Raw genomic sequence first — 15,176 nt, forward strand, 5'->3', positions numbered from 1 at the left:
CGCATAGTGGCTCAGCAGGGCCTCAAGATTGAGACTTCCTAAGTCAGCGCAATTCACAGCAGTTCGATCGCCATCGCCGTTGCCTCGCCACCGCCAATACACAGGCTGGCGACCCCGCGCCGGAGGCCGCGATGCTGCAAGGCGCCAAGCAGTGTCGCCAGAATGCGCGCACCTGATGCACCGATCGGATGACCAAGCGCGGTGGCACCCCCGTTCACGTTCAGCTTGTCCCCCGGAATGTCCAAATCCTTGGCGGCGATCATCGCCACCACCGCGAACGCTTCGTTGATCTCGAACAAATCAACATCATCCACGGCCCAGCCTGCGGCCGCCATCACCTTGCGCATGGCGGGCACGGGTGCGGTGGCGAAGCGCGCCGGTTCATGGGCATGAGCCGCCGTTGCAGCGACGCGGGCTATAACGGGAAGGCCAAGTTTGTCCGCAATGCTTCGCCGGGTCATGACGATCGCAGCCGCGCCGTCCGAAATGGAAGATGCGTTGGCGGCGGTGATCGTGCCATCCTTACTGAAGGCGGGCCTCAGCGTGGGAATTTTGTCAGGCCGTGCCTTTCCGGGCTGTTCATCGGTATCGACCAATGTCTCTCCGCTGCGGCCAAGCACCGCAACCGGCGTGATTTCTCGGACAAAGGCGCCGCTGCGGATCGCTTGATTAGCGCGAGATAGAGAACGCAGGGCATAATCATCCTGATCAGTGCGAGAGAATTGATAGTCACGCGCGGCTTCTTCGGCAAAGACGCCCATCGCCTTGCCGGGCTGATAAGCATCTTCGAGGCCATCCATCATCATCGTGTCGATAATCCGGTCATGACCGATGCGCGCGCCGGATCGATGCTTGGGTAGCGCATAGGGCGCGTTGGTCATGCTTTCCATCCCGCCCGCGATGATAATGTTGGCCGCGCCGCTGCTCAATGCTTCATGGGCCATGATCGCCGCCTGCATACCTGAACCACACATCTTATTGACAGTGGTAGCCTGCGTATTAAGGCCAAGACCGGCAGCCAGCGCAGCCTGCCGAGCGGGCGCCTGCCCTAATCCTGCGGGCAACACGCAGCCCATATAAATGCGGCCGATTGCATCTGCCACCACTCCTGCGCGCTCTACAGCAGCCTTGACGGCGCATGCGCCAAGCGCTGTGGCCTTCAGCGGCGATAAAACACCTTGAAAACCGCCCATAGGCGTCCGGGCGTAACTCGCGATAACGACCGGGTCGTTTGACATGATTCATTCCTTCTGCGGCGTCGCTCTATGTCTTCCTAAATCTGACAAGAGCAAGAAATTGTGATATATATTGCAATACCAAACCCAGATCTTCCCTTCCATCAACCGGAATGATTGGATAGTGCTGGAGCACAATATTGTTCTCGAAGCTTCTTCTTGTCCAATTTACCTACGCTCGTCTTCTCCAGCGAGCTTTGGAACATCACCCGCTCAGGCACCGCCCATTTCGAGATTTGACCGCGTTCGCAAAATGTCTTGATGTGCGCTTTGACCATGGCTTCCGTCAGCGATTCAAAACCGGCTTTCCGCACAACGACCGCGAGCGGACGCTCACCCCACCTGAGATCAGGTACGGCGATCACCGCCACCTCGCTGACACCTTCAAGTTGAGAAATAAGATCTTCGATTTCCAGAGAAGATATCCATTCTCCTCCCGTCTTGATCAAATCCTTGACACGATCGGTGATCTGCAACGTCCCATCAGGGTGGAGCACGCCGACATCGCCCGTATGCAGATATCCCCCTTCCCATAGCATCGCAGAAGATGCCGGATCGCCTGAATAGGCTTGCGTCAGCCAGGGAGCCCGCACGACGATTTCTCCGGCACTTTTCCCGTCGCGTGGAAGCGGTTTCATTTCCGCGTCGACGATGCGCAGATCGACGAGCGGCACCGGCCTTCCCGCACGCGTGCGTGCTTCCACCATTTGCGCGGACTCGTCCGCCAATTGCTCCTCCGTCAGCTCTGCTATGCTGAGGACCGGGCAAGTTTCAGACATGCCATAGCCTGCAAAGATGTCGATACCCCGCTCAAGCGCAGAATGAACGAGGGCCTTGGGCAGTGCAGCCCCGCCGATGACGATCTTCCAGCCCGTGAGGTCGATGTCGGTCGCTTCGGCAGACGTCAGCAGCATCTGGAGCAAGGTCGGCACGCAATGCGAAAAGGTAACGCCCTCGGCCTGTTGCAGCGCGAGCAGGGATGCGGGAGCATAGCGCCCCGGATAAACTTGCTTCAATCCCAGCATCGTTGCGATGAATGGCAATCCCCAAGCATGTACGTGGAACATCGGGGTGATCGGCATATATATGTCGCTACGATGCAGGCGGCCTTGAACCGGAGCAGCTGCCATGGATCCGGCCAGCACGAGGGAATGAAGGACGAGTTGGCGATGGCTGAAGAACACGCCCTTGGGCAGGCCGGTGGTGCCTGTTGTATAAAAGGTCGTGGCGCGCATATTTTCATCAAAATCTGGAAAGAGATATTCGCTTGCCGCCATGGACAGCATAGCTTCATATTCCGCCTTGATAGGCAATGCAGTCGCCGGAATTTCGTCCATGTCGGTCAAGACGATGACAACACGAACATTTTCGATACGGTCCCATATGCCTTCAAGCATTGGAAGGAAATCGGCATGGACGAGAAGAGCACCGTCGCGCGCGTGATTAATTGTGTACAATATCTGTTCGGGAGACAGGCGAATGTTCACCATGTGCAGCACCGCTCCGATGCCGGGAATGGCAAAGTAGCTTTCCAGATAGCGGTTGCTGTCCCAATCGAGCACACCCACCGTGTCGCCGACGCCGATCCCAAGGTCTGAAAGACTGTTGGCCAATTTGGCTACACGTTTGGCAAGCGTTTGATAATCGAACCGTGCGATATCGCGGTAGACGATCTCCTGCTCGGGAGCGCGTGCAACCCCTGACGCCAGCAAATGCTTCAGCAGGAGCGGAAATGCATAAGCCGACGGAGCCTCTTCTTCCGCTCGGCGGGTCACTTGTTCTCCTGTCATGATCACCGCCTTACAAAAAGGAAATCTTGTAACTTTCGTACCAGGGATCAGGTCGACCTGAAGCGCGCCTGCGGCATCACCGAAGCCTGATGAACGCCACGCACAGGCCGCCAATAAAAGCCACGCCCGCACCAAAGAGGAAGAGAGCCGGATAGCCGCTCACGGCAATGATGGCGCCTGCCACTGCCGGGGCCACTACGCCGGGCGCCGAACCAGCGGCGAGCAGAATGCCAAAGTCCCTGCCTGCGGTCTTTTCGTCAGGCAGCACGAGGGTAGCAAGCTTCAGGTCCAGGACAAAATAGCTGCCAAACATGATGCCCGTTCCAAGACCGAAAATAAGGAACATGATCCAGCTATTGGAAAGAGCTGGCAGCAACGTCACGACGCCCGCAAGGATCGACACTGTGGCGACAATCAGCACGGTTCGCGGTAAGCGGCCAGAGAGCCACCCTGTGAGGACAGTGACCAGAAGCCAAGCGGCGGTCATCACGCTGGAGAAGATGCTCATGCCCGCGTTGATGCTTTGGTATGGAAGTTGCTCCTGTCCCACATAGTCTTGAAGCAGGTAAAATATATAGCCGGTCACGCTGAAGTAACAGAGGAAGAGCAGCGCCCTCGATATCGCTGCGAGCGAATAGTTGCGATGTGCGAAGCTTCCAAATTGAGCATAACAGCTTTTCCAGCTGAAGTTTTGTCGCTCTTTCACCGGCTCTTCAAGAGACGAGTCTTCCGGCTCCAACACGATCAGAACGAATGTCAGGATGGTCAGCGGGATCGCAAGAAATATATAGCCCGTCATTATATTGGCAGCCATTGTGGCGATGTTGATGCCTGCGAAAATCCCTACAGGAGCGCCCAATCCAATTGCGGCCGACGCAAAGCTCAACTCGTGCGCGGGAATTCGGTCAGGCAAGGCAGCAAGCAGCACAGACTGGTAATAGTTGAGCGTGAACCACAAGAGAGGCAGCAAGACTGTCAGTTGCAGAAGAGAGGTCGCGCCTCCAACCAGAGGCATGAGCGCAATGCTCGCCAACAGGGCAATCAGGAGGGAGGGCGTGCGCTTACCCCAACGGGACCTGGTGCGATCCGATACCGCGCCTCCAGCAAAAAGGGCGATGACAGCTGCGATCGCCGCGCCGGTGGAGAGGAATGCCAAGGTGCCCACCTTGGCGTCAGGAGCAAGCCTTGCAACGACCAGCGGAAGCAGGACGTTCAGGATGCCCTGAAAAACAGCGATCAGCGATGCGTATGCAAGGAAAAGCAGAACCGCAAGACGTCGCGTACTCCGCATTCTTGAGAATCCAGGACTGACTAAGCTTGATCCGCTTCCTTCGATAGCCACTGCGGGCATCCTTCCATCGGGCAACTATAAGCGCTGCCAATATGTCCAAGATTTTCTTCGCATGCCGTTTTTAGCAGCTCATCAAGACGGCCCCTCAGCCGCTTGGCTGAGGGACCCGCTGCATTTCCCATCCTCTTTCGAATGGCTTCGGCATCAACTTACATTTTATAGTTCAAACTCACCCCGACAGTCCGGAAGGAGTTTGGCCCAAAGCTTTGCCAATAATCGCCGCCAAGAGCCGCGTCGCTCTGCCCTGTAGGACCGACATAGAAGGCAGACACCGGATCAGCGAAAATATAGCTGGGGACCCGCTTGTCGAACAGATTGCGGACAAAGGCAGCGATTGAAAGCTTGTCATCCGCTGTATGCACACCCGCTGACAAGCCAGCGATGGCGTTCGCACGGACCCTAAGGCGTGGGTCACGCGTCTGGCTGAAGCTGAAGGCGCTGCGATGATACACGTCCCCTTGCAGGAACCCCACCCAGTTACTGGAAACGGGATGCTCGTAACGGGCTGTGATCGTTGAGGTCCATTTCGGCGCGTTCTCGAGTTGGTTTCCGCTCACATCTGTCGTGCCATTTGGCAAGCAGACATTGGTGCCGCTGGTTCCCGCGGGCTGCCCAGTATAGCAGGGCACGCCCGACAGGTTCCGATATTCGGTATCATTATATGTGGTGCCGCCGCTGATCGTCAGCCCTTCAAACGGGAGAGCCGTGAATTCCAGTTCCACACCGCGGGACTTCAGCTTGCCAGCGTTAAGCGTCGTGAACCCTGCTGCAGTTCCCGGCCGCTGTGCCTGGGTCTGAAAACCGCTAAACGTCGTGTCGAATATTGCGAGGTTAAGACGGAGCTTGCGGTCGAACAGCGTTGACTTCACACCAACTTCGAAACTTTTAGGAATTTCAGGGTTCACGGGAGACCCGGAAAGTTGATCGAAGGTTGGACCCTTATACCCCCGAGTATATGTAGCGTAGGCGAGCACATCCGGACTGATGCTATAGTCCAGTCCCAGGCGATATGAGAGGTTATTCTCCTTGACCCGGCGATCGAGGGAGAATGCAGGTCCATAAAGCCCGATGACCGATGCCGGACTTGAAAGACTGATATGATAACGAATGTCATCATGCGTGTAGCGGGCACCTGCAGTCACGCGTAGATTGTCGCTGAGCTTATATTGTCCTTCGAAAAATCCCGCATAGCTTTTCGTCGGAGAATTACCGTCGGCATAACCTCCGAAGTTCGAAAGCCCCGGAACAATGATCGGAATGCCGAGGTTTGCACCTTGCAACAAATATTCGCGAGCGAGCAGGTCCAGGTAGAAAAAGCCAAGCTGATAGCTGAAGCGTCCCTCGCTTGGCGACGTCAGCCGCAACTCTTCCGTTGTCTGGCGACGGGTAAGCCCGCCCGTATTGGTGTTGAAAAGATCAGCGGTGGTAGTATCGGTGTCGATGGACGTACGCATGCGTGAACGGCGATGCGCAAGGACATTGGTCAATGTATATCCGCCGCCAATATCCCATTCCGCTTTGAGCGATACGCCATAGACGGTAGAGTCATTCTCGTTTCTGACATCCGTCGCCATGGTCGTGTTTCTGGGCGATGCAACGATGCCGTTCGACGCATCGACGGCCTCGATCAATCCGCCAGGTGCGCTGAATCGCCGCACGAGCACGCCTTCACCTGGCCCGTTGGAGCGCTGATAGTCACCGGCAAGTGTCAGACGCAACGCGTCGCTCGGTTCCCAAAGAAGCTTTAGACGACCGCCATAGGCAGTGTTTCCGAGATTTTGCCGAAGCGCTATGTCCTTCACGAAGGCGTCCTGGCGCGTCACGAAGGCGGAAAGCCGGAGCGCGGCGTTGGAGCTCAGCGGCGTGTTGCCCGCAACTTGCAAAGTAGCAACGTTGCCGTTTCCGGGCGCCGTAGTGTTACCATAAAGAACATTTGCGAGAAACTCGGACTGATTCAGTCGCGGTTGCGCTGTAACAATGTTGATCAGGCCCGCTGCTGCGTTCTTGCCGAACAGCATACCTTGCGGGCCGCGTAGAACCTCAACGCGCTCGAGGTCGAAGAACTGGATGTTCCCAAGCTGAGGGCGGCTCATGACGACATCATCGATCACAATGCCAACGCTTTGCTCGACCTGGGGTCCGAAGACGGATGTACCGACACCACGAATGGTGAAGTTTACCGCGCCAGCCTGCTGGTTGGTCGACCGGGTTTGCAAACTAGGGGTCAGATTGACCAATTGGTAGGCGTTGAGAACCTGATGTTGTTCCAGCGATTCAGCCGATGCGACGCTGACAGCGACTGGCACCGTCTGCGCGCTCTCGCTCCGGCGGCGAGCTGTCACGACAATGTCCTTCAACCCCTGGCCCGATGAGTCAAGCTGCGCGCCTGTTGGCGCTGAATTGGCTGACGCGGCAGCCGACTGTTCGGCTTGCACAGCGGATTCGGGCAAGGCGTCCTGCGCCTGTGCATATGTCGAAATGGCGGGTAGCGCGGCCAGGCTCGCGACGCTGCCCAATAAACAACCCCTCATGCGCATCTTATCTCTCCTTATCAGGGGCGGTCGAACTGGCCGGCAGCGAACGCCCGTTCCAACCGCCTTATAATAGAATATATGATCTGTAAATAAATATATTGGAATATTGACATCAATTGTCGGGCGGAAAATTCCATTTCGCCATTGTCGTTCGTCATTGGAATCGGCGGGTTAATGGGGTGCAACTCGTCCCGGTTAGACCTAAAAATTTCCCACTTTTCCCATGAAGGCTGCCGATCGAACGGAACCGCTCAATCGTGCACGCTTCTACATCGCACCCGGATAATTCAGATTAGCGTGGCGTCATACGAATCGCACCATCCAGGCGGATCACTTCGCCGTTCAGCATGGGATTACGAATAATGCTTTCCACCAGCTGAGCATATTCCGTCGGCTTGCCCAAGCGACTGGGGTGCGGCACCTGTGCGCCAAGTGCATCCTGAACGGTCTGAGGAAAGGATTCCAGCATCGGCGTCAGGAAGATGCCCGGCGCAATAGTCATCACGCGGATCTTATGCTGGGCCAGGTCGCGCGCGATCGGAAGGGTCATGCCGACCACCCCGCCTTTCGACGCGCCATAAGCTGCTTGCCCGATCTGCCCGTCATAGGCGGCGACCGACGCGGTGTTGACGATGACGCCTCTTTCGCCGTCAATCTCGTCCGCCGCAGCGAGCCGGGCGGAGAATTTGGCGATGGCATTGAAGCTGCCGATCAGGTTGACCGTCACCGTCTTCACAAAGCTGTCCAGCGGATGCGGCTCGTTATTCTTGCCCACTGTCTTCACCGCCGGAGCGATGCCAGCACAGTTGACGAGGATGCGCGCGACGCCATGCGCACGCTCGGCGGCTTCCAGACCAGCCGTAACGCTGGCGTCATCGGCGATGTTAGCTGCGATGAAAATGCCGCCCAATGCCTCGGCAGTTGCCCGACCAGCGCCCTCGTTCAAATCGAAAATCGCGACCTTGGCGCCGTGCTCCGCCAACATCTGCGCCGTCGCCTTGCCCAAGCCGGACGCCCCGCCGGTGACGACGGCAGCCATTCCATTGATGTCCATAATCAATCTTTCTTCTATCGTTCGTTAGGCGTGTGCCCCGCCCAATCCGGCGACGTCAGCGATTTGACTGTTCTGCATCCCGCTGCTTGGCGATTTCCTCATTCCGGAGCAGGAAACGCTGGAGTTTGCCGCTCGGCGTCTTGGGCAAGGACGGCACAAAGGCTATTTCGCGCGGATAGGCGTGGGCGGACAACCGCGTTTTGACGTAGCGCTGGATCGAAGACGCCAGATCGGGATCTTCCGCACTGTAGCCCTGATTGAGGACGATAAACGCTTTGATGATCTCGGTTCGTTCGGGATCGGGCTTCCCAATCACGGCGGATTCCATCACCGCATCATGTTCCAGCAGAGCGCTTTCCACATCGAATGGCCCGACGCGATAGCCCGAGGTCGTGATGACGTCATCGGCCCGCCCAATGAAGGAAATGCTTCCGTCTTCATTCTGCTCGACTGTGTCGCCGCTCAAATAATAGTCGCCGACGAACGCCGCGGTTTCCCGGCCCAGATAGCCGGAAAACCACATCATCGGTGACGCCTTGCGGTCCAGCGCGAGGATGCCCGGCTCTCCTTGACGCAGCTCCTCGCCCTCTGGCGAACAGACGACGACGCGATGCCCCGGTGACGCGAACCCGGCGGACCCGATGTGGATCGGATGATTGATCCCATGATGGTTGCACAGCACCATGCCTACTTCGGTCTGGCCATAATGATCGTAGATCGGCGCATTGAGATGCTCGTCGAACCAGCGAATGATCTCGGGATTGAGCGGTTCACCCGCGCTGCTGACGGCGCGAAGCTGACCTTTGATCCGCGCTGCCTTTTCAGGTCCGCCTGCCAACAGCAGGCGGTAGGCCGTCGGCGACCCTGCGACATTGGTGATGCCAAGGTCTGCGATCGTGTCATAAGCGTCATCGACATCGAAGCCGCGCTGGTTGAACGTCGTCGTGATGCCGAGCGCCAATGGACCGGTCACGGCGTAATAGAGGCCATAGGCCCAGCCCGGATCGGCGAAGTTCCAGAACCGGTCTTCAGGCCGCAGCCCCACCGCATCGCGCATATAGGCGGCAAAGGCAGCGATCGCCCTTACCGGCACCAGCAGCGGCTTGGCGGGACCCGTCGTTCCAGATGTGAACATGATGAGAAAGGGGTCGTCCAGCCCGCAGGGCACGGCAGGATGACCGTCCTCCTCATCCTCGATCATGCGCCAGAAGTCGCGGTTGGCACCTGCTTCGCCAGAGGAGACGACGATCTGCTCAATCGATGAAGGAACATCGGCAATCTTCGGAAGATTATCCTGGTCCGCCACGATCACGCGGGTGTTGGCGGTTTCCAGACGATATTCGATCGCTTTGGAGCCGAAGGCCGTGAACAAAGGCTGGTAGACTGCCCCAAGCCGCCAGGTCGCCAGGATCAGGATCAGCAGTTCTGGCGAGCGCGGCAGCAGTCCGGCCACTCGGTCGCCTCTTGTCACACCCAAAGACGCCAGCGCAGCCGCGAGCCGCCCACTGTCATGGGCCAGCCGAGCGAACGTCCACTCCTGCGTGACGCCATCGATCCCGCGATGGCGCAACGCGACCCGCGATTTGTCCGCCGCGTGCCGGTCGCAACATATCACCGCCGCATTGGTATGGCCCGTCTCGTCAAAATCCAGGATAGCCATTGCCTGCGATACATCGAACGTAAAATCAGTGCCGCCAGTCTGGATGCTGGATTGCGCCACGTCGTCCATGATGGACCTCCTCAACGAACAAAATTTATACTCTTCGGTATCAGTCCTCCCCGCTCCACTTTCCGTGTTGCCGATGACTTCGCCGAGCTTCAGTCCCGAATGTTTCGGGCCAACAAAGTCATGAGGCGCTGCTCAACCACCTCTGTGGCCTCGGTCGCAGCTGGCACCAGCGCGCACAAATTGTTAAAACCATGGGTCAGATTATCGAACCTCACCAATTCGACATCGACACCCGCCTCTCTCAGCCGATCGGCATAGGCAACGGCTTCATCGCGGAGCGGATCGACCTCCAGCACGACGATGACCGCAGGCGGTACTGTATCCAGCTGTCCTGACATAAGCGGCGATATATGGGGATCTGCCGGATTGTGCGCACCGCAATAGTCGCGCACGAGTTGAGGCAGAATCTCAGTACGCAAGGTCGGATCCGCATTGGCGATACGGGACGGATAGTTCGCTGCTTCTTCTCGCAGATCAACCGCCGGGAAGAACAACAGTTGGGCGTCGAAATTCCCGCGCCCTTCCTCAGCCAGCGCCAGGGCCACTGCCGCCGCCAGGTTCCCTCCGGCGCTCTCTCCAGCAATCACGGTCGGGTTCCCCGCGCCACCGAGCTCAGCAGCATGCTCCATCGTCCAGCGCGCAGCGGCAAGACAATCGTTGAACCCCGCGGGAAAGGGATTTTCAGGAGCGAGACGATATCCGCTCGCCACTACGACCATCGAAAGGTCCCTCGCGAGCCGCCGCGCCAGCGGCTCTATGAATTCAATGCTACCAAATGCCCAGCCGCCGCCGTGCAGCAGATGCATGGTTCCTGTAGGAGCAGTCAGAGGGCGTATGATGCGAAGCGGCACCGGCCCGCCATCGCCTGCAATATTCATATTCTCGACCGATCCGACCTCAATGGGACCGTCCGGCCCATGAAAAATCGCGATCATGGCATCCATATCACGGCGCATGACTTCATGGTCGATCTTGTCGGACGTGGGCACCGGAAGCTGTGCGATGATCTGCTGCAGTACTGGATCTAACGCCATATCAGTATCTCCTTGATCTTTTTTGGTTTCAACGGTCTGCGTGGCCGGTCAGCTTGACCACTGCTCCGCTGCGCGCCGACTGCTCCGCGGCTTCGGCGAGGATGAGCGCCTTGATACCGTCGCTTTCATCGGCGACGGGCGTTGCCTTGCCGTCGATGATATCGGCAAAATGCTCCACCTCAATCGCGTAGGCTTCGGCGTAACGATCGAGGAAGAAGTTCTGGAAGCAATCCGACCGTGCGCCTCCCTCAGTCCAGGTCTGGACGCTGCTTTCCAGCTTGTTCTCGGCCCGGATCATGCCCTTCGACCCGAAGGCTTCGATGCGTTGGTCATAGCCATAGCCGCTGCGGCGGCTGTTGGAGATGACGCAGATCTTGCCGCTGACTGTGCGCAGCAGGATCTTGGCGGTGTCGAAATCGCCCGCCGCGCCTATTTCAGGATCGATCAGCACAGCGCCTGAAGCAAAGACGCTTTCAATCTCTTCATCCAACAGCCAGCTGGCCATGTCGAAATCATGGATCGACATGTCCTTGAAGATGCCGCCCGATACCGCGACATAGGATGCAGGCGGCGGCGCTGGATCGTGGCTGATGATGTGCAGCGTCTCGAGCGCGCCGATCTCGCCCTGCTTCAAGCGTCGCTGCAGGCTGGCGAAGCTGGGATCGAACCGCCGGTTGAAGCCGAGCAGGACATGCCGGTCGCTCCCGGCGACTGCCTGCTGAACACGTGCGGCGCGGCCCGCATCCTGGTCCAGCGGCTTTTCGCAGAAGACATGCTTTCCCGCGCGGATGGACTCCAGCGTATAGTCGAGATGGGTGTCAGTCGCGCTGGCGATCACCACGCCGCTGATCGCAGGGTCGGCCCAGACTTCCTCCACCGTCGAAACACGCGCGCCGTAGCGCCCGGCCAGTTCTTCCGCCCCACCGAACGGGTCAACGATGCGCGACAAGGTCAAGCGAGGATTGGCGGCGATGTTCGCAGCGTGGATCTTGCCAATCCTGCCAGCGCCAATCAGAGCGATTTCAGACATGGAATACCTTTCCTAAAACAGGATATTGTTGTTTGCGCGCTGAAACACAGCGCTCATTTTCTCTATTGGCGGGCTTTCGCCAGCTCATCCTCCATCATCTCGCGCAGCCGGGCCTTCTGCACTTTGCCGGATACGGTCATGGGAAAACTGTCAACGAAGCGGACGTAGCGCGGCACCTTGTGATGGGCCACGCGCCCCCGGCAGAATGCGATGATCGATTCAGCATCTTCCTGCTCGCCGTGGCGGAGCTTCACACAGGCCATTACCTCTTCGCCGAACCGATCGTCCACGATGCCGACGACCTGCACGTCCAGCACGGATGGGTGGAGGTAAAGCAGCTCTTCCAGTTCGCGCGGATAGATATTTTCGCCGCCACGGATGATCATGTCCTTGATGCGCCCCACAATCCGCGCATATCCCGCGTCATCGATGGTGGCGAGGTCGCCGGTGTGCATCCAGCCGTCGCGGACTGCCTCCGCCGTCCTGTCCGGTTCACCCCAATAGCCGAGCATCACGGAATAGCCGCGAATACAAAGCTCACCCGGCTCCCCGCGCGCGACGATCTCGCCGGTTTCGGGATGCACGATCTTGGCTTCGATATGGGGCTGAATGCGCCCGATCGTGGCGACCCTGACTTCGACCGGATCGTCCAGCGCGGTCTGAAAGCTCAACGGGCTGGTTTCCGTCATGCCATAGCCGATGCCGATGTCCCGCATGTGCATCCGCGTCATCACCTTGCGCATCAGTTCTTCTGGACAGGGCGAGCCCGCCATCAACCCGGTGCGCAACGAGGACAGATCGAAGCGCGCAAATTCAGGATGCTCCAGTTCCGCGATGAACATCGTGGGCACGCCGTGCAATATCGTGCAGCGTTCCGCTTCCACGGTTTCCAGCACCGCGAGCGGATCGAAACCGGGTGAGGGATAGACCATGGCGACGCCATGAAGCATGCTCATAAGGTTGCCCATCACCATGCCAAAGCAATGGTAAAGCGGCACCGCTATGCAAATGCGCTCGCCTGGCACCAGGCCCATCTCACGGCCACACATGAACGCGTTGTTGAGAATGTTGTGGTGCGAAAGGGTCACGCCTTTTGGCGCCCCTGTGGTTCCACTGGTGAACTGGATGTTGATCGGATCGTCCGCCTTCAGCGTTGCAGCGATGCCGATGAGTTCCGCTTCCGAAGCTGCCGTCCGCAGGTTCGCAACCTCGCTAAAATCCAGCCAGCCTGGGCGCGGATCACCGCCGATCTTGATGGCATAGCGGAACGCTGGAAGGCCAACCGACACAATCTCTCCCGGTCGCCCGCCAAAGTGCGTGACGAACGTCTCCGTCATGGCCAGATAATCACTGGTCTTGAACGAGGCCGCGCAGATCAGCGCCGTCACTTCCACCTTGGCCAGCGTATATTCCAACTCCGTGACGCGATAGGCCGGGTTGATATTGACCAGGATCATACCCGCACGGGCAGTCGCCAGCTGCGCGATGGTCCATTCGGCGCAGTTGGGCGCCCATATGCCAACCCGATCGCCCGGCCTCACCCCCAACGCCAGCAGGCCTGCGGCGAAGTCATCCGTGGCGACCTTCAGTTCCGACCAGCTATAGCGAACATTGCCGTGCCGTGCGACGAGCGCATCCTCATCGGGCCAGCGCTGCGCCGCTCGGTCGAGCGCTTCGCCGATCGTGTCGTCACGCAGGCAAGGCTCCGAAGCTCCAACAACTTGACTGAGTTCTTGCGTGGTCATGAGAAGCTGCTCGCCTGATTGCCGACCCGGCATGAACCGGGCCGACGGAAACATCATTTCATCGTCGGGATCATGAAGGCATCGGACAGCGACGATCCCGAAGCGGCGCCCGATGCGTTCGGCCAGCGCTGCGTCACGGTCTTCACCTTCGTCCAGAAACGCACGCCTTCTTCGCCATGCTGGTTATGGTCGCCAAAGCCCGACCGCTTCCAGCCGCCAAAGCTGTGATAGGCGACCGGCACCGGGATCGGCACGTTGATGCCAACCATGCCGACATTCACCCGCGCGGCAAATTCCCGTGCGGCGTGACCATTGCGCGTGAAGATGGCAACGCCATTGCCATATTGATGCTTGGACGGGAGAGCCAGCGCGTCTTCAAAGCTGTCGGCCCGCACCATCTGCAACACGGGGCCGAAAATTTCCTCCCGGTACGCGCTCATGTCCGGCGTCACATGATCGAACAGGGTCGGGCCGACGAAAAAGCCGTCCTCATGCCCCTGCAACGAGAAGCCGCGCCCATCGACGACCAACTCCGCGCCCTCATCCACACCGGTCTGAATCCACTGTTCAATGCGCGCCTTGTGCTGCGCGGTCACCACAGGACCATAATGCGCCTCCGCGTCGGTGGAGACGCCCACGCGCAGGGCCTCCATGGCGGGGACCAGCTTTGCCTTCAGCCGCTCGGCCGTTTCCTGCCCAACCGGAACCACAACCGGCAAAGCCATGCACCGTTCGCCAGCCGAACCGAATGCCGCGCCGCAAAGGTCAGCCACCGCCTGGTCGAGATCGGCGTCGGGCATGACGATGCCGTGGTTCTTGGCGCCGCCCATGGCCTGCACCCGCTTGCCGTTGTCGACCCCGCGCCGGTAGACATAATGGGCGATGTCGGAGGAGCCGACGAAGCTGACCGCGCTGATCGCCGGATGATCAAGGATGGCATCCACCATTTCCTTGTCGCCCTGAACGACCTGGAAAATGCCCGCAGGCAGCCCGGCCTCCATGAAAAGCTCCGCCAGGCGGATCGGAACGGACGGATCGCGTTCGGACGGCTTCAGGATGAAGGCGTTGCCGCAGGCCATCGCGACGGCGCTCATCCAGAGCGGGATCATCGCCGGGAAATTGAAGGGGGTGATCCCCGCGCCGATGCCGATGGGCTGGCGCATCGAATAGACGTCGATGCCGGGGCCTGCGCCCTGCGTATATTCACCCTTAAGCAAATGGGGAATGCCGCAAGCGAACTCCACGACATCAAGGCCGCGCTGAATGTCGCCCTTGGCGTCGGCGACCACCTTGCCATGTTCGGACGCCAGCAGATGGGCAAGTTCGTCCATGTCGCGTTCGACCAGCCGCTTGAACTCGAACATGACGCGAGCCCGGCGCTGAGGATTGACCGCCGCCCATGCAGGCTGCGCCGCTTGAGCGGCATCGACCGCCTGCTGCAATTCGCTGGCGGTTCCCAGGCCCACGCGCGCCTGCACCTGTCCGCTATTCGGGTCGAACACGTCACTGGTGCGAGACGCGGTAGCCGTCACCGCACGCCCCCCGATGAAGTGGGGAATGTTTCGCGTTTCGGCTTCTACGGTCATGGTCAAATCTTCCTCATCATCTTTGCACAACGCCGTCGCGTAGATTGTGGGCGGGGATGCTCCCTGCCCTCACGGACGCCCAGCCGCC

The 15,176-nt window shown here is 59.0% G+C and carries 10 protein-coding genes; all 10 read right to left on the reverse strand.

Features of this window, described 5'->3' with window-relative positions; genetic code table 11:
- Positions 1-53: 53 nt before the first annotated feature.
- The 10 genes from ACI3KQ_RS02965 to ACI3KQ_RS03010 all read right to left on the reverse strand — a co-directional run bounded on the left by ACI3KQ_RS02965 (position 54) and on the right by ACI3KQ_RS03010 (position 15,088).
- On the reverse strand, positions 54-1,238 hold the full coding sequence (locus tag ACI3KQ_RS02965; protein WP_404954634.1) for an acetyl-CoA C-acyltransferase: 1,185 nt from the start codon (positions 1,236-1,238) through the stop codon (positions 54-56).
- Between the two features lie 101 nt (positions 1,239-1,339).
- Positions 1,340-3,025: a long-chain fatty acid--CoA ligase gene (locus ACI3KQ_RS02970; protein ID WP_404954636.1), complete on the reverse strand. Its 1,686-nt coding sequence runs from the start codon at positions 3,023-3,025 to the stop codon at positions 1,340-1,342.
- Between the two features lie 76 nt (positions 3,026-3,101).
- Positions 3,102-4,367 carry an MFS transporter gene (locus tag ACI3KQ_RS02975; protein WP_404954637.1) on the reverse strand — a complete coding sequence of 422 codons (1,266 nt, stop codon included), beginning with the start codon at positions 4,365-4,367 and terminating at the stop codon, positions 3,102-3,104.
- Positions 4,368-4,525: 158 nt separating this feature from the next.
- The gene (locus ACI3KQ_RS02980) at positions 4,526-6,913 is read right to left on the reverse strand and encodes a TonB-dependent receptor (RefSeq protein WP_404954639.1); all 2,388 of its coding nucleotides are present in this window, start codon (positions 6,911-6,913) and stop codon (positions 4,526-4,528) included.
- 289 nt (positions 6,914-7,202) lie between these two features.
- Positions 7,203-7,964, reverse strand: a complete 762-nt coding sequence (locus tag ACI3KQ_RS02985; protein WP_404954641.1) for an SDR family NAD(P)-dependent oxidoreductase — start codon at positions 7,962-7,964, stop codon at positions 7,203-7,205.
- A 55-nt stretch (positions 7,965-8,019) separates the two neighbouring features.
- Positions 8,020-9,693, reverse strand: a complete 1,674-nt coding sequence (locus tag ACI3KQ_RS02990) for an AMP-binding protein (RefSeq protein WP_404954643.1) — start codon at positions 9,691-9,693, stop codon at positions 8,020-8,022.
- An 89-nt stretch (positions 9,694-9,782) separates the two neighbouring features.
- Complete coding sequence (locus ACI3KQ_RS02995) at positions 9,783-10,727, reverse strand: alpha/beta hydrolase (RefSeq protein WP_404954645.1); 945 nt, start codon at positions 10,725-10,727, stop codon at positions 9,783-9,785.
- Positions 10,728-10,755: 28 nt separating this feature from the next.
- Entirely contained in the window at positions 10,756-11,757 is a 1,002-nt protein-coding gene (iolG, locus tag ACI3KQ_RS03000; protein ID WP_404954646.1) for an inositol 2-dehydrogenase, read from the reverse strand.
- Between the two features lie 62 nt (positions 11,758-11,819).
- The gene (locus tag ACI3KQ_RS03005; RefSeq protein ID WP_404954648.1) at positions 11,820-13,502 is read right to left on the reverse strand and encodes an AMP-binding protein; all 1,683 of its coding nucleotides are present in this window, start codon (positions 13,500-13,502) and stop codon (positions 11,820-11,822) included.
- 53 nt (positions 13,503-13,555) lie between these two features.
- The gene (locus ACI3KQ_RS03010; protein WP_404954649.1) at positions 13,556-15,088 is read right to left on the reverse strand and encodes a CoA-acylating methylmalonate-semialdehyde dehydrogenase; all 1,533 of its coding nucleotides are present in this window, start codon (positions 15,086-15,088) and stop codon (positions 13,556-13,558) included.
- Between the last annotated feature and the right edge of the window lie 88 nt (positions 15,089-15,176).

It is taken from the genome of Sphingobium sp. ZW T5_29 (genome assembly GCF_044987515.1).
GTDB lineage: Bacteria > Pseudomonadota > Alphaproteobacteria > Sphingomonadales > Sphingomonadaceae > Sphingobium.